Consider the following 21,449-nt stretch of genomic DNA (forward strand, 5'->3'; position numbering starts at 1 on the left):
TGTCTTATACAGAGAGTTCTTATACAAGGGATTCTTACACAACGAGTTCTTACACCAACGGAGGGACTTATGTCCTTTTTAAATAAAATCAAGTCTGCATTCAATGCAGGCCGCGAAGAGTTAACCAACCAAGTTGGCCGCTTCAAGAACAAAAAATTCATGGAAGGCACAGTAGCCGTATGTGCACACGTTGCAATGGCGAGCAACGGTGTCAGCTCAGAAGAAAAGCAGAAAATGATAGGGTTTATCAAAAGTTCTCCTGAGCTGAAAGTTTTCGATACCACTGAAATTATCGAATTCTTCAACAAGCTGGTCAGCAGCTATGAATTTGATGCTGACATTGGCAAAGGTGAAGCCATGAAATTCATTATGGCACTGAAACAACAGCCGGAAGCGGCGCAGCTTGCTTTGCGTGTCGGTATTGCGGTCGCCAAAAGTGATGGTGACTTTGATAACAACGAAAAAAATGCTGCCCGCGAAATATGCATAGCCCTGGGCTTTGCTCCGGCTGATTTCGAACTGTAATCGCAGATAATTTAAGAGGCTTACTTCATGGTATCCACGCACATTGGTTTTCCGATAGAAACCGTTGCTGTATTCATTATTCTGTCGGTGGGTGCGCTCCTTATCGATCTCTTTATGCATCGTCATGATAAGCCGATTTCGCTGCGCAGCGCTGCCCTTTGGTCTGTTTTCTGGATCGCAATTGCATTTGTTTTCGCAGGTTTCCTGTATGCTCGTCATGGCGAAGAAACCGCCAGCCTGTTTATAACGGGCTATGCACTGGAAAAAGTCCTTTCCGTCGATAATCTGTTCGTCATCATGGCGATTTTCTCTTGGTTCGCCGTGCCTGACCGCTATCGCCACCGTGTTCTGTATTGGGGAATTATCGGCGCGATCGTCTTCCGTGGGATTTTCGTCGCCATCGGGACAAGCCTGTTAGCTTTGGGACCATGGGTTGAAGTGGTGTTTGCGGTTATTGTCGGCTGGACAGCGGTGATGATGCTGAAAAGCGGTGATGATGACGATGAAATCGAAGATTATTCGCAGCACCTTGCCTACCGTCTGGTGAAGCGTTTCTTCCCGATTTGGCCGAAACTGCGCGGTCATGATTTTATGCTGAACCAAAAGGAAGTAGATGCAGAGCTGGCTAAACCAGAAAATGCAGATGTGAAAGCGGGTCGAGCAGGCAAAGCAGCGCTTTATGCTACACCACTGATGCTGTGTCTGGCTGTGGTTGAACTGTCTGACGTGATGTTTGCCTTTGACTCTGTACCTGCGGTTATTGCTGTCAGCCGAGAGCCTTTGATTGTGTACAGCGCCATGATGTTTGCTATCTTGGGCCTGCGTACACTCTACTTCGTGCTTGAAGCACTGAAAAAGTATCTGGTGCATTTGGAAAAAGCGGTAATTGTTCTGCTGTTCTTTATTGCCATTAAATTAGGTTTGAACGCTTCAGAACACATATTCCACCATGGTTATTCCATTTCGGCGACAAGCAGCCTATTTGTGGTCATCGGGGTATTGGTTGTCGGTATTATTGCCAGCCTGCTGTTCCCACAAAAAGAAAATGCAAGTTAAATCCGGTAAGTTAAATCTAGCTAAGTAAAATAACGTAACAAATGAGGAAATAAAAATGGGTGTATCTCTTTCTAAAGGCGGTAACGTTTCTCTGAGCAAAGAAGCGCCAACCATGAAAAACGTTCTGGTCGGTCTTGGCTGGGATGCCCGCGCAACTGACGGACAGGACTTTGACCTTGATGCATCTGCCTTCTTGCTGGCAGCTAACGGCAAAGTACGTGGTGATGCAGATTTCATTTTCTACAACAATCTGAAATCTGCTGACGGTTCCATCATGCACACAGGCGACAACCGTACCGGTGAAGGCGATGGCGATGACGAATCACTTAAAATCAAACTGGATCAGATCCCTGCTGACGTAGAAAAAGTCGTGTTTGTTGTCACTATCCATGACGCACAGGCTCGTCACCAGAGCTTCGGCCAAGTTTCCGGTGCATTCATTCGTCTGGTTAACGATGACTCTCAAGTTGAAGTGGCTCGCTATGACCTGACAGAAGATGCATCTACTGAAACTGCCATGCTGTTCGGTGAACTATACCGCCACAATGGTGAGTGGAAATTCCGCGCAGTAGGTCAGGGTTATGCGGGTGGCCTGGCTTCTGTTTGTGCGCAATATGGAATTAACGCTGCTTAATTGATACCGAATAGATTTCTTATTGCATCAAAAGGCAGCAAAGAAACGAACCCTTAAGAACATAAATAACGATGTGACGGGGTAAGTGATCGTAGCCAACAAAGCTGCAATTTGAAAGATAAAGGGTATAACTATACAGTGATGAAAAGCCCTGCTCGACCCTATAAGCAGGGCTTTTATTTTATCGACATTACAATCGACTGACTGCTGATGTTTCATATTTAAAGCCAATAATCAGCCTCTAATTAGTTAACATTTAGTACCAAACTGTCAACCTCGATAGATTAATCTACATAAATTCATTTTTATTTTATGTTTTATTTTAAAATTCATACATTCTGGATTTTTATTCTTTCGATGGCGAAATAAGCACTATAACAGGAGAATTTAGGTGGAGGGAGAATGGTCAGATATATTGACTTTTCTTAATGTTAAAAAATTTAAGCCAACTTATTTAGTTTTATTCATCAAGGCGTTGAAAAAACACTTTGTAAAATATAAAAAAACGATTAGCTTGCAAACGGAGAAACATCATCAGTTAACAGTTTGGTACTAAATGTAACCCTTTTTCGCTTCCCTCTTGCTCGCCAAATTCCATCAAAGCGACCAGCATTACTCGCGGTGTACCTGACGGTATGACGAATATTGCGATGGCCTAAATAGTCTTGAATCAATCGAGTATCGACACCATTATCCGCTAACGCATAACCACACGAATGACGCAACATGTGCGGATTCGCGCAAATCGCAATTTCTGCCTTGATGCTGGTGCTCCTGATAATTTTATAAAATTGCTGCCGTGACAAAGGTTCCCCGGATCGGGAGATAAACAGCCATTCACTTTTACCAAATTTTTCAAATTTTTTACGTATAGTCATCCACTTACGCAATAATTGAATTTCACGTAAAACCATAGGGTGAATAGTCGAAAAACCATTTTTCAAACGATTAACACTCAAACTCCGGTCACGCAGATCCACATCAGACATCCGTAACCTCAATAGCTCAGAAACACGAAAACCGTGAATAAAGCCCATAAAAAGCATACAGATATTACGTTCTGCATTGGCACCATTTTCTAATTCAGCCAATAGTTGCTCAATCTCAGAATTAGTTAAATATTTACGTTTTAGCATAATGAATTACTCTCTGTGGTAGTTGGTTATTGTCTCTTATAATTAAAATCATTCATGGATAGGAAACTTTTTGAATAAATCATTCCCGTAAAAAATGAAAATATTTCCAACCGGATCACCAATAACATTTTTCTTAATATAACCAATTGATACAAATAACAAATTATAAAATTATTTTTACACAAACTAAAAATCATCTTAATTTTCCAATAACAAAAAAATACAAAAACCTTATATAAATAGAATGCGCTATACAGAAAAACTATCTTTTTTATTGTCAGACAACAAGTCCAAACACTGTGAAAACACATTCCACCTCATGAGATAATGCGATAAATAATATAAGCAATCAATTGTTTTTGGTTACCAAGATACTATTTTTAGTTACCAATATACTAAGAAGTAAAAAATTTAATTTTTATATCGCACGACACATTGATAATGAATAAAATGTAATATTAGATAAATGGCGAATAATAATTGCATGACAGATTTATGTCATAAATATGACAATCTATTTGATACATACCCAATAGATTTCGAGTTGCAGCGCTTATGTCTTGAGAACGAATTCCCCAGTCATATAGCTAACTATTATGACTGGGGTGAAAGAAGTGGTGCGATCTCTTTCTATCGAAGAAGCCATATCTATCTGTTAGATATAGCTTTATTAGTGGCATTCCATTTTATAAGATGCTGATAATCTTCACTTCTGACTTAGTGAAAGTGGGAATAGAATCAAAAAACTCACTCTCTGATTATCACTTCTCTGTGATGGGTTTTAGTTTAGCCATAAAATGGCGTAATATCGGTGGTTCATAAGTAAAAGTTAAGCCCTTGATATCAGCCACGCGCTGCTTTAAGGCAATAAAAGCATCGACGATATAATCCATATGATCATTGGTATACACACGACGAGGGATCGCCAGTCTCAATAGCTCCATCGGTGATTCTTTTTGTTGGCCTGTCAGTGGATCACGCCCCAATAATAAAGAGCCAATTTCCACACTTCTGATACCCGCTTCCAAGTATAATTCATTATTCAACGCATGCGCTGGAAATTGATCACTGGGAATATGGGGCAGGAACAATTTAGCATCAACAAAGACAGCATGTCCCCCGATCGGGTACTGAATAGGTATTCCCGCTTGCTTAAGTTGTTCCCCTAAATAGGTCACCTGATTAATGCGGTAAGATAAAAAGTCTTCATCCATCCCTTCTTCGAGACCAATCGCCAGTGCCTCCATATCACGCCCAGCAAGCCCGCCATAAGTCACGAACCCTTCGAGAGGAATGCAGCGGATCCGTGTTTCATTAAACAACTCCTCATCATCACGAAAACAGCAAAGACCACCGATATTCACCATTGGATCTTTTTTTGCAGACATCGTCAGCATATCGCCATATTGGTACATTTCTTTGACGATCTCTTTGATAGATTTATCTGCGTAACCCTTTTCTCTCTGCTTAATAAACCAGGCATTTTCACAAAAACGTGCTGAATCAATCACGACGGGAATATCATGTTGCTTCGCTATTTCATATACCGCTTTCATATTAGCAAGCGAAACCGGCTGCCCTCCCGTACTATTGCAAGTGACTGTCGTTATAATGGCAACAACATTATCCGCACCATTTTCTTTAATCGTCTTGTTAAGGACTTCAATATCAAAGTTACCTTTCCAATCGTAATAATGGCCCGTATCAAAGGCTTTATTTGTGACGACATTGATAGCCTTGGCACCGTTTAATTCCACATGTGCCATTGTTGTATCAAAGTGAAAATTAGAAATGAATACGGGGTTTTTAGCTCCGCCTTTTAGTTTTTTTCTGGCAATCAGGGTAGGAAATAAAATCTGCTCTGCACCACGGCCTTGATGAGTAGGGATCGTGTATTCGTATCCGATCAACTCCTTAACTTTATCCACCAAATTATAATAATTGCGAGATCCCGCATAAGCTTCATCTCCCATCATCATACCTGCCCACTGTTGATTACTCATAGCCCCAGTGCCAGAGTCAGTTAGCAGGTCAATATAAACCATATCAGAAGAGAGCAAAAATGGATTATACCCCGCAGTTTCCAATGCTGTTTCACGTTCAGCACGGTTTGTCATACGAATATTTTCTACCATTTTAATGCGGAAGGGTTCTGGAATACGCTTCATCTTAATATTCCTATTTAGAGATAAAAAATAAAATGATCCACACAGCATTAAGAAAAAACGCTTAAATGCCAGACTTTAAAAAATAGTTTTTTTCAAAATGGAAATCTGTGATTAGATAGGAGCAGGCTTCAATATTCGATTGATAAGATTAGAATGCACTTGAAAAAAGCATTTGTACAACATTAACTCAAGACTCATACATTAAACCCATACGATATTAATACCTAAAGGAATACTTATACAATAATAAAATATTTCTGTCTATGTAATTTTTAAATAATAGTAAACCATAAAAAACAATATCTATAAAATAATAAGATAAAGGTACAATTAAATATAATGCTTATTTAATTAAACTTGTAATAAACTACTATAACGAATACTAAATAAAAATAACCATCAATCTTAGGGTAGCCATTTACATTTATCATCGCTATTTACAAAACTATTATGTGATCGAATTTTAACAAGCTATTTCAAAATGGAAATATCCAGTAATTTTTTGCGCGTCGCTTCGCAAAGAGCAACATTGTCGATAGCATGTTAGTCAACTAAACGCTAGGGTGGATGCCGATTATTAAGCAATGAATGCGGTACAAATGAAAACACGTATAAATTCGCGGTGCAGTACGGGCAAAGTGCTGATAAAGTATCGCCGTATCCCCCAATAACACAAGGAACGTACAAATGAGCCTTCATGTTTCATTTCGCCATACTGACATTGATATCCCAGAATTAATACTAAATGGCAGCACACTCAGCGATGCTGGATTTACCGCGAATGAGTTATTTCATATCTCACAATTTTCCAATGGCGTCATTATATCTCTCATTGATCCCAACACAGATCTGGTCAGCTTGATCAATGAAATCGAAAATAATCCATACGAAGGGATCGACAACATTCGCGAAAATGGCGAACTTTATATTGCAGGGGATTGGCTAACGAGCAGTAATTTGGTGGAACAGCCTATTAACATTGAAATGGAGCCAGGCAAGATTATCCTTAAACCCAAATTAATGGAATTACTGGCCTGAACCGATAATCTAATACTTTGCCCAAAATCATATATTGTTTAAAAAAAACACATTGACCAAAAATTCGTGTTCATTAATGAGCCGGCAAAATCTTGAAAGGAATTCCGGCTTTTAGTGTTTCCAAAGATTTCGGATCATTTCATTAAACGTAGCCGATTAAAACTCATCATCGCATTTACTTTCCTCCTGCCAAGTCAATAAAATTACCCGTAACATAAGACGATTCATCAGACAGCAGCCACGCAATAGCCTGAGCCACTTCTTCCGGCTGGCCACCCCGTTTCATTGGCAGAGAATCTTTGATTCGGTCAACCCGTTCAGGCTCTCCACCAGCAGCGTGCATTTCAGTATAAATAAATCCAGGGCGCACAGCATTTACCCGAATTCCTTGTGCAGCCACTTCTTGTGCCAGCCCGATTGTCATCGTATCAATGGCACCTTTCGATGCCGCATAGTCAACATATTCATGGGGAGAGCCCAATCTGGCTGCGGCTGACGAAACATTGACGATCCCTCCGCCTTGCCCGCCATGACGAAAAGCCATTCTTTTGACAGCTTCACGCGCACAGAGAAAATATCCCGTGACATTCGTTGCGAAAATTTCGTTTAGCCGTTCTGCCGTCAACTGCTCGATAGTGGCTTGGGGTTTTAATATTCCGGCATTGTTCACTAATCCAGAAACATACCCCAATTCTTGTTCCGTCCGCTGGAACAAAGCCACTACCTGTTTTCATCCGCGATATCCACCTGAATCGCAATGGCAGACCGCCCAAAAGATCGGATTATATTCACAACTTCATCAACTTTATCTTTACGGCTACGATAGCCAATGCAGATATGATGCCCTTATTTTGCCAAGCAAAGCGCCGTGGCTTTACCTATGCCACGGGAACCGCCTGTAATGATCGTCACTTTTTGCACAACCGCATTCTCCGAATCATTGTTTCACATCAAAACCCTGAGCACGCACTAACTGAGTCATCGATTTCAAATCAGCCACCAAATCATCAAAATTGTTATCCAACAACTTCTGGTGCATTTCACTGAATGCCAAGCCCATATCCTGCAAACTCTGAACGGTTAACAATTTGGCTTCCTGAAATTGCGAACTGCTGGCTTGATGCTGTTTCAGTAATGCCAAAGATTCCAGCGCACTTTTAATCATCGGCAAATAACGGCTCAAGAACGCAGTCCCATGCGGAACGTCTCTTTCATCCTCTTTCATACAAGCGATAATAGCACGGGTTTTTTCTTCAATTTTGTTCAGATGAGGCCAAATATCCCGTGGAACAGCAGACTGATATGCCATAATCGTGGTTAGTTGCTGATAATATTCGCTGAAAGCACCCGATGTCACTTCCTCTTCGCTCGGCATTTTAACTGTCTCCGATGCATTTTTATTTCTACTTGCGTCCTTGAATCCTGCTCCACTTTTATCAGGTGTTTTACCTGCCAGCTTTTCCTCTTTCTGTTTATCTTCACTGGATTCTGTACGTTCAGCACAGCCCAACAAGATGACTAACACGACATAAGTGATACAGAACCACGTGGGAAATGGCTTGAGGTCATATGCCAGTAGGGAGACAACATGAATACAGACTATCACCAGCAGAAGGAATCGCCCACCAGTCACCTTCCGTTGCCCAATCACCTTGATAAGCAACATTGCAAACCCTGCCAGTAGAACAAATACAGGCAACAAGTCTGCAAACCAGCACAATATCAGCATCAATACGACGACAAAATATTGCATAGCTCTTGTGCATTTCTCTCTCTGGGGAGCCCAAAGTGCCACCATACCAACATAGTTAGAAAAGAATATCAGTGATTCAGCTATAGGGGAGTGATCGCTTCCCCAAGGTTTCCATTGAAGGTTAATGGTCAGGGCACAGACAATAAACCCCGTAAAAATCCCTATACCATGAAATAACAGGCGCCAAAAAAATGCTTTTATCATATCCACAATAAAGCTCATTCCTTATAAGCAGTATAATCAGCAAATCATAGACACATCCCACGGAATAGGATGTGTCTATACACAACAGATGAAACAGCAGATTACTGATATTTCGTCACTGCGGCACTCAAGCGCTGACGCAGGTTTTCTTCCATATTAGCCAATTCAACTTCAACCTGAGCACGTTTCGTTTTCGCGTCAGAAGCAATGCGCATGGTGTCTTCAATCGTGCTGACCAGACGGTTCTGCACATCACGCAATGTTTCCACGTCAATAATGGAACGTTCAACTTCTGTTGCTGTTGCGATGCTATTTTGCTGCAACATTTCCGCATTTCTGCGCAACAATTCATTTGTGGTATCACTAACTTCTTTCTGTAATTTAGCCGCCTTGCCTTGTGCTTCTAACGACGATTGCAGTACCAGCTGACTCTTCCAGATAGGCAAAGTTGTCATAATGCTGCTTTGGATCTTTTCCACAAGCTGCTGGTTATTGCTCTGCACGATACGAATTTGCGGCGCCGTTTGAATGGCTACGGCTTTTGATAATTCCAGATCATGGATACGGCGTTCAAAACGAGTGATATTTTCCACCAGATCCTTCACACTCTGGGCATCCATCATGTCCTTAGACATTTCAGCTTTCATGCTCAGTTCAGGCAGAAGCTCGTTTTTTACTTGCTCAAGTTTTTGCTTGCCCGCCTCAACATACAGCGTGATATCTTTATAAAAACTAAGGTTGCGTGTATAGAGCTGATCTAAAATATTAATATCACGAACCAAATTGGTCATCGCCCGATCAAGGTGAGAGCCGATAGTATCCACCTGCTGCGTCAATGTTTTTCTGTCAACGACAGCCCGCTCAGCTTTCTTAAACAAGCCACCGATCAAAGGCAGGTTACGCAAAAAACCACTGGTTTTCTCTTCGTCAGTCAGCACGCCATTTTCACGCACGAACATAACCAGATCGGACAGTTTCTTACCCACCTCTCCCGCTTCTTTTGAACGAACATTCTCTAACAGAGAATCAGCAAAACGAGCAATTTCGCCCATCGGCTTCGCGCCATAACTAATCACTGCGGCAGGCTGAAAAATATCAATTTTATCTACCAGTGCATTGACTTTTTCTTGCTCAACGCGTTCAGCTAATTGGGTGGTGCCAACCTGACGTTCAAATGATGGTATAGGCATAGATTCCGTATTCATTAAGTAGTCCCATTGTTAAATTAAAATACACCCTTTATCTTTCAAGTTGCCTTTTTGTTAACTGCAATGCAATTTGAAATTTATTGGGCATAACAGAATGGAAAATAACAAATATTATACGATTTTCAGTATTTATTTAAAACCTATTCATCTCAAGATAAGCGTGATCCCATGCTGCGAAAAGCCATAATATTCGTTTGATTTTCTTTGTATTTTTTAAAAAGTTTCTCTAATACTCTTGGCAGTTCATCTTTTAAGTTGCCACTTTATTGGTTGCACTGAGATTTAATATCTACATAGCAAAACTCATTAAAAATAAACATATTTTAACATATATCCTTAATGTCACCCAAAATGCAATTATTTGTTCTGAAAAGAAAATATAAAATAACCAAATATCAAAACATAAATATTACCTATGTTAAATTTGCAATCAGAACATTCAAAACTATACTCCAAACTGCAAGAGTAGATTTCGGGTTTAAGTACTCTAATCAGAGGACATATATGATGAAAAGCTTGAAGTTATCAGTTGCAGCATTACTGGTGTTGTTTTCAAGTACAGCACTTGCAGCACCTGCGGTATCAACCGAAACCGCGTCAAAAACAGCAACAGCAGTAGAACACAATGTCCAAAAGGTAAAAAATAAAGCAGGCTCATTAGAGAAAAAAGTCACCAAAGGAGCCAAAAAACAAAAATCATCTGGAAAAAAAGCTATCAAGAAAAAAGGGGCAAACACCGCTCAATGTAAAGATGGTACTTATAGTAAGAGCAAATCCCATAAAGGGGCCTGTTCTCGCCACGGTGGCGTTGCTAAATGGCTATAATTTTCCGGTGATTTTTCATCATACATAATTAGGGAGCTTCGGCTCTCTAATTCTTTTCTGATAATAGTCACATTTTTTTATCTAATTTAATAGTATACTTTCATTAGCATCAGCCTGCATTCATCGAGTGATTCAGTTGCAATAGGATGAATAAAGAATAAATTACCAAACAACCAAAAAAATTGGAATAATAATGCGATTTACTGACGATAAAAAAATAAGAAAATCGATAATCAGGTTATTCACCTACACTGAGCAAATTATCCTGCTCAAGAGTTTTACATTAATTCAGAATGAAACCAGAGATAATTTCACCAACTGGTTAAAGGGGATAGCCTATGAATTTATAGACTCGGTAAAAAATGTAACAATACTTCCTATTATTATGGCTACATTTTATTTTTTCGATCCACCGAAATCACAAATCTATAACTACATCGCCAATTATGCTGTTTTAATCTATCTTGCTTTTTCTCTTTTAGCAATTTTAAATAAAGCCAGAATTATTGGATGTGGATATGTCATTGGTTTAAAACTATTTTTATTTTGCATAAGTAACAGAATATTTTTTGAACCAAAATCAGAAAATAAAGCATATCCCCCACTAAATACACAGAGCATTAAGGTTTATATTGACAATGATGCCAAAAAAAGAAAGCTCATTACAAAGACATTTACATTTAAAGAACAGTTAACGTTATTACGCCTTTTTTCTATACAAAGGAAAGAGACTAATGGTGATTTTTGGGGATGGCTTAAAAAAGAAGCTGATGCTTCTTTTTCCTCAATCAAAGTTGTATTGATCATTATTTTTACTATGTTCATTTTTATCTTAATAAAACAACCTGACGCATGGAATTATATACTTATTCTCTTCTTTATTATGATATCTATTATGACATTAGTTTGCATATTTTCGTTATCACACTTTATGGGCTGTAAACTGACGACAAGCATAAAATTACTTTACTTTCATATTAAAAGCAAAGGCACGGAATTAGATAAAAAATGAAATATCGTCCAAATTTATAGATTTAAAAATTCCATTACCACTATTTTTAGTATAAAATATAAAAATAAATCACAAATAATGATATTAAAGAAAATAACACTCAAATAAAAAATAATAACAATAAAACAAGATAAGAAATTAATCTTTAATAACATTACGTTAAACCATCAGCCATTAACACAAACTATGAATTGATAACAATATCAAGAATAAATATTTTATTAATAACGCAATGCACAAAATAAAATCCTAATAATCATTACATTAATTTACCATACAAAATAAAAACTATAGGTATTTATCAGTAGGGTGCTATGCTTCATCACAGAAATGAATCTTATCAATGACGGATAATAGTAGCCACATAGGTTTTGTTCTGCTAATATTCGTGTGTTTTTTATCCAGATTAATAAAACGAGGAGAAGCAAATGCCCTCTCGAATGATGAGGACAACTGCGGTCTTCGCTTTCTTTATCTCATTAATTTTTACCGGTCTGAGCTATGCTTCGACCAGTACCTCACAAATGAAAGAGTACTATCACAATGGCATTCAAATAAATTTGCCTGACTTGCGAAAATACCCTTCAGGTACACCTCGGAAGAAAGCGTTTTTAAATATTATTGTCCCTGTAATTGATCAGCATAATCAAAAGATTATGCAAGACCGCAAATGGCTCCTGTCACACCAGAAAAAACATAACTGGTCTGCACAGGATATCAATCAATTGAAAAAGATCTGCATGGATTACAAAATGACCTGCCATTCACCAAAACAGGTCAATTGGAACAAAGTGCTAAGCCGGGTTGACATTATACCAACCCACTTTGTTGCCACTCAGGCAGCCGCAGAATCCGGCTGGGGAACCTCAACGCTGGCCCAGAAAAATAATAACCTGTTTGGTATGCGTTGCGCTTCTTGTGGCAAAGCGAAAGGAAAAATCAAAGGTTATTCTGTTTACAGCAACATCAATGATTCTGTCGTTGCTTATATGAAAAATATGAATACGCACCGTGCCTATGAGTCACTGCGTTCGTCACGTGCAAAACAGAGGACGGCCCAGAAACCACTGAATACCAGTAAACTGATCGATAACCTCAACGGTTATTCCGAACTGGGTACGGCTTATAATCGCTATTTGCATCAGGTATTTAATGGTAACAAGAGTCTGATTTCACAGGTACAGGAATTTACTCTCGAATAAATTCGGGTAATGTACCAGAAATAATCTTTAAAAGAGATTATGTTAAGGATAACATGCTAAAAATTATGTTTTGTTTAATATTATACCCAATGAATTTCAAGTTTAAGCGCAGCATGAATCACGAGTCACATCTATCGGGTCACATAGTTGATTTATGACTGGAAAATAAGCGCAACCACCCCAGAGACAACTTGAAAGATGAAAGATATAGCCCATTATTAAACAATAAAGACATCAGATCACCTGTATACTCGCCCAAAAATCCACTTTGTATTAATTACAAGGTGGATTATTTTTATAACTATTCCTCTCTATTACCTGTTGTAGATACATGTAATTTCCATACTATAATATCCCCCATAATTACACGACTTGTCCCAACGATAAATGGTTAACCAGAGCCTAATATGAATTTCTTTTCTTTTGAGTTTCTTGGAACGTTTGTTATTCTGCTTGTTGTCTATTGGCTTTTACAAAAAGCCCCAAAGATACAGAATGGCTTATTAATTTTAGTTAGTTATTTATTTATATTCTCTTTTTCAGCAAATTTCGCCTACATTTTATTCGCCTATACCCTATTTATTTACTTTTTGGCGAATATTTTCAGCCGTTATTTATCCAATAAAATCATATTCACTCTACTGACATTCGGTATTCTCGGCTGTTTCACCGCCTTCAAATATTACTCTTTCTTCCAAGAAGCTATCCAACAATCACTTGCTAATATTGGCTTCACTGTGGAATTACCTGTACTTGAATTGTTGATGCCGTTAGGGCTGTCATTCTATGCCTTCCATTCGGTCAGCTATGTCGTATCAGTCTGCAAGAAAGAACTCACACCCGCTCCACTACCCGATGTTATTTTGTATCTTTGTTTTTTCCCCAGCATCGTCGCGGGGCCAATCAATCGGGCTAAAGATTTTCTGCCACAGATTCAGGCTCCATCCAGAATATTGTTTGAGCCATTCAAAGCCCTGTTATTGATCGCATTTGCTATTACAAAACTTTTTTTACTCAGCTCGACACTCTCTGAAAATTTTGTTAATCCCGTTTTTGAAGACCCAACCAGCCACCATGCCGGACAAGTCCTCGTAGCAATTTATGCTTACGCTTGGAATATCTACTTTAACTTTTCTGGCTATACCGATCTCGTCACCGGTATTGCCCTGCTATTAGGCTTCCGTGTACCACGTAATTTCGATGCTCCTTATCTTGCCGAAAATTTACAGGTATTTTGGCGACGCTGGCATATCAGCCTGTCAACGTTTATCCGTGACTATGTTTACATTCCACTCGGCGGCAACAAAAAAGGCGTATTTCGCAAGAACCTGAATATGTTCGCAGCCATGGTAATTTCAGGTCTGTGGCACGGGGCAGGTCTCACCTTTATCATTTGGGGAGCTATTCATGGCTTAGGATTAATTCTCCAAAATATTAAAAATGCCCTGTTATCTGCCTCCAAAACACAAAATAAGTCACAGGTAATGGCTTCCATATCGTTATTTTTATCCCGTGTGGTGACATTCCATTTTGTCTGTTTTGCATGGGTGTTTTTCCGTAGTCCAACCTTTAATGACGCTCTTGCCGTATTAAATCAATTGTTCTCTGGGGATATTTTCATGGCGCTGCTCTCCAGTGGATCACTGTTAATGGCTTTCTGGGGGTTCTTTATTGTCTACCCGTGGCTGGTGAGTCTCAGAAGCAAAATGGAAAAGAATCACAATATGATCGCTTGGGTTTATTATCCAATTCCTCTAGTCCTGATCCTTACTTTGGTATTTATGCTGTCACCTTCTGGAATGCCGGGATTTATCTATGCCAATTTCTGAATCTACATCTAATCTTAAGAAAGTCGGACAAGTGATTTTTGTTATTACTTTGACTTGTTTGCTGCTGATCTGGTTGAATCAAAGTTCGTTGGATAATTTCTGGCAACAGAAATATCACCGCAATAGCCCTTGGACATCCCTCAAAGGGGAGCCTTGGTGGGATTTAGGCAGTAATATGCAACAAGGTACCATTTCTGCCAGTGAGACGTTTATTGCATATGCAAGAGGTAAATATCAGAATAATCAATCTCAGCAACCGATGAACAGTCATCAAACCCGAGAGATATTTCCTCCTGAATTTCAGGTTGGGTTGCGCTTTCTGGAAGGTTATGTGCATCCCATTGAAAATATCTCTTTTACATTTCCTGAATTACTGAAAAAGGATATTAGACTCGTTCAGTCTCCCTTGCGCCAAAATGGATCAGAACACAATCCCGTCATTAAAATTGTCCAGAAAACTCACGTCAGCTTGGGAGTAAAAGATAAAGCGTTATTTGTCGGTGATTCAATGATGCAGGGCGTTGCCCCACACTTAAAACGTCGTCTTTACCAGGAATATGGGATTTCCAGTATTAATTTAAGTAAGCAAAGTACAGGGTTGTCTTATCCCGGATTCTTTGATTGGCCGAAAACGATCAGTAATGCGTTAAGAGACAATCCTGATGTTAAATTGGTCGTGGTATTTTTAGGCCCGAATGATCCGTGGGATATACCATCAAAACGTGGAAGCGCTTATTTGAAATTCGCAAGTGAAGACTGGGAAAATCTGTATCGCCAAAGAGTCGAAACCATTTTAAATAACGCGCAACAGTATCAAGTGAATGTCATTTGGGTTGGCCCTCCGAATATGCGCCAAAAGAAACTATCTAACAACATGATTTACCTAAATAAATTATATCAGTCAGAGGTAACCAAAATAGGCGAGATCTATGTTGCTGCTAATGATATGTTCAAATATAAATCAGATAATTATTCAGATTATATCGGTGATGGCAGCAGTACGATCAAACTCCGAAGCGGTGACGGTATTCATTTCAGTTTGACTGGACAACAGACCATCGCTAACTATTTATTTTCATTAATCACATTTATTCAGGAGCCAGCGAAAGAAGATGAAACCATTTAAATTGTTCCGCGGGTTTTATCGGGTAGTGGGTGCTGGTCTCGTTATCGCGCTCTCTATAAGCCTGTTATCATGCCAAGGGAATAAATCGACTCTCTCATCAGATCGCCAAATCACGCAAATGCACCGTCAGCAACAACTGACGGATTTTGGCGATCCTAATCTCATATTGCTGGCAGACAAATTGCGTCATAGCGACTCTCGACAGCTTCATTTTGCGCAGCTGGGTGATTCACACACTGCTGCCGATTTCTTTACCGGCAAGCTACGCAGTTTATTGCAGAATCGTTACGGTGATGCAGGGCCGGGTTTTATCAGCCCCATGAATATTCCCGGCCAGCGTAACGCCACCGTGCAATTTAGTGGCGATAAAACTGGCTGGTGGCTTTCAAGCAGCCGGAAAGACAATCGCGCAGATTATCCGCTGGGTGGATTTATTGCCGTTCCAGAGAATACCAACAGTACATTACGGATGGATTTATCGCCCTCCAGCCTTGATAAATACTGGGTCAGTGCGCTCTATCAATCCCATGAGGCAACACAAATCAAGGCCCAAACTACGTCAATGCGATTATGGAATCTACCTGCCACGCAAAGTGAATGGCGTTTCTCGCCAGAAAAAAGTGTCACATTCCCAATCAATCTCTACCCGCAGGATACTCAATTAAAAATCGGTGGATGGCTGATAAAACGTCAAAGCCCCGGCATCATGCTATCTGCACTGGGAATTAATGGGGCCACCATTAATATGCTGGATAAATGGCAGTCGCAGTGGATCGATACGCTGGCTCAGATGAAGCCGGATTTGGTGATCTTCGCTTATGGCACTAATGAAGCCTTTAATGATTCTCTCGATTTAGCTGCTTATCAGAACGATCTGACATCCAAAGTGCAAGATATTCGCAGAACAATACCGCAAGCCGTTATCTTGCTGATTGGGCCGAATGACTCACTGAAAAATAAAACGGCAGCAAACTGTAGCGAACAGCAACCAGCCTTGCTCAATAATGTGATTCAAATTCAGCAAGACGTTGCCAGAAAACAGCGCACCTTGTTCTGGGATTGGCGGGAATACATGGGTGGGCCATGTTCAGTCAGAGGCTGGGAACAGCAAAACCTAGCACGCTCTGACTACGTTCACCTTTCTGCCGCCGGTTATGAACGCAGTGCGGAAGCGCTTTATCAGCAGTTTATGGGTTTGGTTGGGCAATAAATTAAAACGACAAGAAGCATGTTGGACATTTTCTACATGCTTCTTTGTACTAATTTGTAGTAATAAATGACTCTCACGCCATCGCGTTTTCCTAACTATAAATCAATGACTGATAATCTGATTATAGGAACAACAACAATGATGCCGAGAACTGAGAAGAATTAATAAAAAAACGGCACCTTAATCAATCATAAGGTGCCGTTAGCAATCGCTCAAAAAGACTTAGCACATCACAGCATTGCGAAGTAGATCATGCCCACAATTGCGCCGGTTGTACCCAGAATGGTTTCCATCATCGTCCAGGTTTTCAGCGTCTGTGCTTCTGTCGCGCCGGTAAATTTACCGAACAACCAGAAACCCGAGTCATTTACATGGCTCAGTACCAAAGAGCCACCAGCAATACACACTGATAATGCAGCCATTTGCGCACCGGAATAACCCAGTTCACCAATCACCGGCAGAACCAGTCCCACCGTGGTCAGGCAAGCCACCGTCGCCGAACCTTGGATCACGCGAACCGCACCCGACAGAATAAAACAGGCCACTGCAATGGGCAGGCCGGCACCAACCAACGCATTACCCAATGCAGGCCCAACACCGGAGTCAATCAACACTTGTTTGAAGACACCACCAGCGCCGGTTACCAATAGGATAATCCCCGCAGGTTGGATCGCCGAAGAGCAGACATCCATCACTTTCTCTTTGCTCATGCCACGACGAATGGCCAGACCATAAATCGCTACCAGACACGCAATCAAAATCGCGCTGAAAGGATGACCGATGAATTCCAGCCAATGGTATAGCGTCGATTGTTGATCAACAAAACGCGCCCCAATGGTTTTCAACCCCACCAACACCAGCGGGAACAGCACCAGCGCCAAGCTGAATCCAAAAGAAGGCATCTGGCTTTTGCCAAGGCTCGGCATACTTAAATCTTTAGGTAAATCCAGCGTCACATATTTGCTGATAAAGTTACCGTAGATCGGGCCAGCCAGTAACATGCTGGGGATCGCTGCGCTCAGTCCAATCAGGATCATCCAACCAAAATCAGCCCCCATTTGAGATGCCAGCATCATGGGAGTCGGCCCCGGAACCAGAAACGCGGCCGCTGCTGCAACCCCTGCAAACAGTGGGAGCGCCAATTTCACAACATTACCACTGGTACGACGTGCAACGGCAAATACCACACCAATCAACAATACAACTGCAACATCAAAAAATAGTGGTAATGCGCAGATCAGCCCTGCGACGCCCAATGCGTAGTTCGCCCGTTTTTCCCCAAAACTGCCCAGCAGCTTCACAGCAATCTGGTCGAGCGCTCCTGTTTCATGCAAAATTTTGCCAAACATTGCCCCCAACGCCACAACAACTGCGAGAAATCCCAAGGTGCCAGCCATACCGTTTTGCATGGTCTGAGTGATTTTTTCCAGTGGCATACCAGAAAAAACTCCTGCACCAATTGAAACCAACATTAAGGCAATAAAAGCGTGCATCCGGACTTTCATCACCAAAAATAATAATAAGAGAACAGAGCCGACAGCCGTCAGAACCAGAGTGAATGTACTCATTGATGCCCCTCGCTAATACGGTCAATGGATTGGATACGATCAATCGTTTTTATTGTGTTTTTAATCACGTCATCAAGAGCAGGCCCGATATCAATACGATGGACATCTTTTTCATCGCTGGTCGGCTCTTCCAGCGTCTCAAATTGCGAGATCAACATTTGTGGTTTGAAAAAGTGCCCCTTACGCGCTTTCAGACGGCTTTCAATTAAATCAAAGTCACCTTTCATATAGAGAAATGACAGATTTTTATTGCCATCGCGCAGCATATCCCGATAGTTTTTTTTCAATGCGGAGCACACAAGAAGGGAGACATGATTAGTACGCTGCATAGCGAAAATGGCATCGTTGAGCGCTTTCAGCCAAGGCTGACGGTCATCATCATTTAAGGCATGGCCTTGTGCCATTTTCGTAATATTGGTACGAGGGTGAAGAAAATCCCCATCCAGAAATGCGGCACCAAGTTTTCGGGCCACACCATTGGCAACCGCAGACTTACCGCTGCCTGATACCCCCATCAATACAAAAACATGGTTAAGCTGCTGGGTATCGCTCATATAAAACTCCTTTGCGCAGAGCTTGCTGCTATGTCTGTGACTTACCTGCAAAATTTTAACGATGAAGTATTACCTTCTGAGCATTAACTTCTAAGCATTACATTCGAAGTATTACCCACAAAAAATGTTACCGGTAACTTATTACCGGTAACATTAACAGTCGCGCAGGATGATGAGCAATCAATCAAGATTGCCAAAAAAGGAAAATGTGAGGCTTATCGCAATTGAAGATGGGGAAGCAGCATTTTGGGCTACAAAAATTAAACACTTTCACCCAATGAAAGGGTAAATCCAACATCAATCAGAGTTTGTTCCAATTTTTCATCTTTCAAACGGCTAAGCAAAGCTTCTGCTGCCTTGCGCCCCATCTGATCACGAGGGGTCAGTACACTGGCAAGTTTTGGTGTCATTACCTGACCAATATCATGGCCATGAAAACCCGCTACCGCAATCTCTTCCGGTACTTTGATCCCCTGACGCTGACACTCAAAAACTGCACCAATGGCGATATCATCATTCGTGCAAAACAGGCCATCAACCTCGGGATATTTCTGGCGGGTTTCCTGCAAAAGCTGAGCACCGAGAGAATAGGATGAACTGGCTGGCGTCATGACTTTTCTCGGCTGAAGCCCAGCGCTGCGCATCGCCATTTCAAACCCTTGCAAACGGATCAATGTTCGCTCATCCTGCCGCGCACCGAGATAAATCACGTTATGGCAGCCGCGTTCGATCATCGCCACCGTCATCTGGCGAGCTGCTTCAAAATTATCGATCCCGACCGCGATATCAAGGCAAGGTGATACACTGTCCATCAGTTCCACCACAGGAATACCGGCGGTCTGCAATAACTTCAACGTTTTTGGCGTATGTGTTCGTTCTGCCAGAATCAGGCCATCAATATTGTAAGAAAGCAGGGAAAGTAAACGCTCTTCTTCTTTCTGGGGAGAATAACCATAGTGAGCAAGCATGGTCTGATAGCCGTTGCGATCAGTGACATGTTCGATCCCACGGATAACCTCAGCAAAGACCTGATTAGTCAATGAAGGAAGCAAAACACCTATCGCACGACTGGTAGAATTAGAAAGAATATCCGGTACGCGATTCGGAATGTAACCCAATTTATCCAGTGCCTCAGCGATCCGTTTTCCCAACGCTTCAGAAACCTGATCAGGATTACGCAGAAAACGGCTGACCGTCATTTTTGTGACCCCAACGAGGTCTGCAACATCTTGTAAAACAGGGCGTTTCTTCTTCATTTTCAATGTAATGCAATCAGTTATCGGTAGCGACGAATAAATAGCTGGCGGTTTTAACACATTTATATACCATCACAACATATTTTTTAGCAGAAAATGCGACATACTTTCACTTCATGCTGCAACAATTTCTGAAACTGTGACGACTTACGCATGCCTGAGTGAATCCCGGTAAATAATCTTAGGAGCAAATACGGGATGTTGCATATCGGGTTCAAGCAATAAACGAGCCGCGAAACGGGCCATATCTGTGATAGGAAAATGAACACTGGTTAATGCAGGGTGAATAAAGGCTGCACGTTCACCGCTGTCATAACAGATAATGGAAATATCCTCCGGGACACTCAACCCCTGTTCAGTAATCGCCAGCAACGCACCAAGTGCCATCTCTTCACTACAGAAAAACAGGGCATCGGGCCGCGATAACGTCAAAATTGTACAGGTCTGCCGATAGCCACTTTGCAGATCGTACTCCCCTTCCAGGCAAGCAACGGGGTGTAATCCCGCTTTCTGCATGGCATCCAAAAACCCCTGACGGCGCTGTTGGCTTGGATTGCGGGAAACAGGGCCACTAACGCAGGCAATGCGAGTATGACCATGCTCAATCAATGCCTGCGTTGCAAGATAGCTGGCCTTATGATGATCAAAGACAACACAGCGCTGCTCCAAGCCTGTCACCCACCGATCCAATAACACGAAAGAATGCGCGCCCTGCGCAAGCTGTCGCAATTTATTATCGCTGATGGCACGTACGTGCAAAATCATTCTATTGCAGCGCAAGCTATTTAAATGAAGGATGGCCTGCCATTCATTTTCAGCACTATTTCTGCCCTGAGTAACCAGAAGCTGCCTGCCGTGCAATTCCACTTCTGTCTGGATGCTGTCCATCAAGGCCCCGAAAAAACCCCCACGGTAAGAGGTTGTCACCAAGCCCAGCGTATTGCTCTGACTGGATGCCAATTCACGCGCTGCCAGATTGGGGCTGTACCCCAATTTCACAATGGCATTCTCTATTTTGGCGCGAGTTGTCGCTTTCACATTTTTATTGCCATTGACCACCCGTGATACCGTGGCGCGGGAAACACCAGAATACTTCGCCACATCTTCCAGAGTTACCATATACTTTCCTTATCATTCCAATGAGC

The 21,449-nt window shown here is 41.3% G+C and carries 18 protein-coding genes and 1 pseudogene; 10 read left to right on the forward strand and 9 right to left on the reverse strand.

Annotated features, from left to right (window positions below; all coding sequences use genetic code 11):
- Window positions 1–69 precede the first annotated feature (69 nt).
- Genes Xhom_RS48645 through Xhom_RS48655 form a run of 3 tightly spaced genes read left to right on the forward strand, consistent with a single transcriptional unit; the run spans window position 70 to window position 2,215 of the window.
- Entirely contained in the window at window positions 70–525 is a 456-nt protein-coding gene (locus Xhom_RS48645) for a tellurite resistance TerB family protein (protein ID WP_069317077.1), read from the forward strand.
- Between the two features lie 27 nt (window positions 526–552).
- Complete coding sequence (locus tag Xhom_RS48650; protein ID WP_069317078.1) at window positions 553–1,581, forward strand: TerC/Alx family metal homeostasis membrane protein; 1,029 nt, start codon at window positions 553–555, stop codon at window positions 1,579–1,581.
- Window positions 1,582–1,636: 55 nt separating this feature from the next.
- The gene (locus Xhom_RS48655; RefSeq protein ID WP_069317079.1) at window positions 1,637–2,215 is read left to right on the forward strand and encodes a TerD family protein; all 579 of its coding nucleotides are present in this window, start codon (window positions 1,637–1,639) and stop codon (window positions 2,213–2,215) included.
- Window positions 2,216–2,724: 509 nt separating this feature from the next.
- Here Xhom_RS48655 and Xhom_RS48660 read toward each other — a convergent pair.
- Both Xhom_RS48660 and tnaA read right to left on the reverse strand, forming a co-directional pair.
- Window positions 2,725–3,351 (reverse strand): tyrosine-type DNA invertase, encoded by a 627-nt coding sequence (locus Xhom_RS48660; RefSeq protein WP_069317080.1) that lies wholly within the window; start codon window positions 3,349–3,351, stop codon window positions 2,725–2,727.
- Between the two features lie 761 nt (window positions 3,352–4,112).
- Window positions 4,113–5,519: a tryptophanase gene (tnaA, locus tag Xhom_RS48665; RefSeq protein WP_069317081.1), complete on the reverse strand. Its 1,407-nt coding sequence runs from the start codon at window positions 5,517–5,519 to the stop codon at window positions 4,113–4,115.
- Window positions 5,520–6,206: 687 nt separating this feature from the next.
- On the opposite strand from tnaA, the gene Xhom_RS48670 reads away from it, so the two are divergent.
- Window positions 6,207–6,557 carry a SymE family type I addiction module toxin gene (locus tag Xhom_RS48670; RefSeq protein ID WP_069317082.1) on the forward strand — a complete coding sequence of 117 codons (351 nt, stop codon included), beginning with the start codon at window positions 6,207–6,209 and terminating at the stop codon, window positions 6,555–6,557.
- Window positions 6,558–6,732: 175 nt separating this feature from the next.
- On the opposite strand, the pseudogene Xhom_RS48675 reads toward Xhom_RS48670, so the two are convergent.
- The 3 genes and pseudogenes from Xhom_RS48675 to Xhom_RS48685 all read right to left on the reverse strand — a co-directional run bounded on the left by Xhom_RS48675 (window position 6,733) and on the right by Xhom_RS48685 (window position 9,719).
- Window positions 6,733–7,388, reverse strand: a pseudogene (locus Xhom_RS48675) (SDR family oxidoreductase).
- A 106-nt stretch (window positions 7,389–7,494) separates the two neighbouring features.
- Entirely contained in the window at window positions 7,495–8,514 is a 1,020-nt protein-coding gene (locus tag Xhom_RS48680; protein ID WP_232326372.1) for a 5-bromo-4-chloroindolyl phosphate hydrolysis family protein, read from the reverse strand.
- Window positions 8,515–8,615: 101 nt separating this feature from the next.
- Window positions 8,616–9,719, reverse strand: a complete 1,104-nt coding sequence (locus tag Xhom_RS48685) for a toxic anion resistance protein (RefSeq protein ID WP_069317084.1) — start codon at window positions 9,717–9,719, stop codon at window positions 8,616–8,618.
- 354 nt (window positions 9,720–10,073) lie between these two features.
- Here Xhom_RS48685 and Xhom_RS48690 point away from each other — a divergent pair, with 354 nt between their 5' ends.
- The 6 genes from Xhom_RS48690 (at window position 10,074) to Xhom_RS48715 (ending at window position 16,926) form a co-directional block, all read left to right on the forward strand.
- The gene (locus tag Xhom_RS48690) at window positions 10,074–10,547 is read left to right on the forward strand and encodes a DUF3761 domain-containing protein (RefSeq protein WP_232326120.1); all 474 of its coding nucleotides are present in this window, start codon (window positions 10,074–10,076) and stop codon (window positions 10,545–10,547) included.
- Window positions 10,548–10,740: 193 nt separating this feature from the next.
- Window positions 10,741–11,559, forward strand: a complete 819-nt coding sequence (locus tag Xhom_RS48695; RefSeq protein WP_069317086.1) for a hypothetical protein — start codon at window positions 10,741–10,743, stop codon at window positions 11,557–11,559.
- Between the two features lie 428 nt (window positions 11,560–11,987).
- Window positions 11,988–12,761, forward strand: coding sequence for a protein bax (locus tag Xhom_RS48700; protein WP_069317087.1), 774 nt, complete (start codon window positions 11,988–11,990; stop codon window positions 12,759–12,761).
- Between the two features lie 407 nt (window positions 12,762–13,168).
- Window positions 13,169–14,590: an MBOAT family O-acyltransferase gene (locus Xhom_RS48705; protein WP_069317088.1), complete on the forward strand. Its 1,422-nt coding sequence runs from the start codon at window positions 13,169–13,171 to the stop codon at window positions 14,588–14,590.
- Entirely contained in the window at window positions 14,577–15,716 is a 1,140-nt protein-coding gene (locus Xhom_RS48710) for an SGNH/GDSL hydrolase family protein (protein WP_069317089.1), read from the forward strand. Before Xhom_RS48705 ends, Xhom_RS48710 begins: the two co-directional genes overlap by 14 nt.
- Window positions 15,703–16,926, forward strand: coding sequence for an SGNH/GDSL hydrolase family protein (locus tag Xhom_RS48715; RefSeq protein WP_069317090.1), 1,224 nt, complete (start codon window positions 15,703–15,705; stop codon window positions 16,924–16,926). Before Xhom_RS48710 ends, Xhom_RS48715 begins: the two co-directional genes overlap by 14 nt.
- A gap of 230 nt (window positions 16,927–17,156) precedes the next feature.
- On the opposite strand, the gene gntU is transcribed toward Xhom_RS48715, so the two are convergent.
- From gntU to Xhom_RS48735, 4 genes are all read right to left on the reverse strand, one after another.
- Window positions 17,157–18,494 (reverse strand): gluconate transporter, encoded by a 1,338-nt coding sequence (gene gntU, locus Xhom_RS48720; RefSeq protein ID WP_069317091.1) that lies wholly within the window; start codon window positions 18,492–18,494, stop codon window positions 17,157–17,159.
- A complete protein-coding gene (gene gntK / locus Xhom_RS48725) occupies window positions 18,491–19,048 on the reverse strand; it encodes a gluconokinase (protein ID WP_069317092.1) in 558 nt (185 codons plus the stop codon). Before gntK ends, gntU begins: the two co-directional genes overlap by 4 nt.
- Before the next feature lie 260 nt (window positions 19,049–19,308).
- Window positions 19,309–20,304 (reverse strand): gluconate operon transcriptional repressor GntR, encoded by a 996-nt coding sequence (gntR, locus tag Xhom_RS48730; RefSeq protein ID WP_069317093.1) that lies wholly within the window; start codon window positions 20,302–20,304, stop codon window positions 19,309–19,311.
- A 147-nt stretch (window positions 20,305–20,451) separates the two neighbouring features.
- Window positions 20,452–21,423 (reverse strand): LacI family DNA-binding transcriptional regulator, encoded by a 972-nt coding sequence (locus tag Xhom_RS48735; protein WP_069317094.1) that lies wholly within the window; start codon window positions 21,421–21,423, stop codon window positions 20,452–20,454.
- Window positions 21,424–21,449 lie beyond the last annotated feature (26 nt).

Origin of the sequence: Xenorhabdus hominickii, from assembly GCF_002632725.1 — a bacterium.
In the GTDB taxonomy this organism is placed as follows: Bacteria; Pseudomonadota; Gammaproteobacteria; order Enterobacterales; family Enterobacteriaceae; genus Xenorhabdus; species Xenorhabdus hominickii.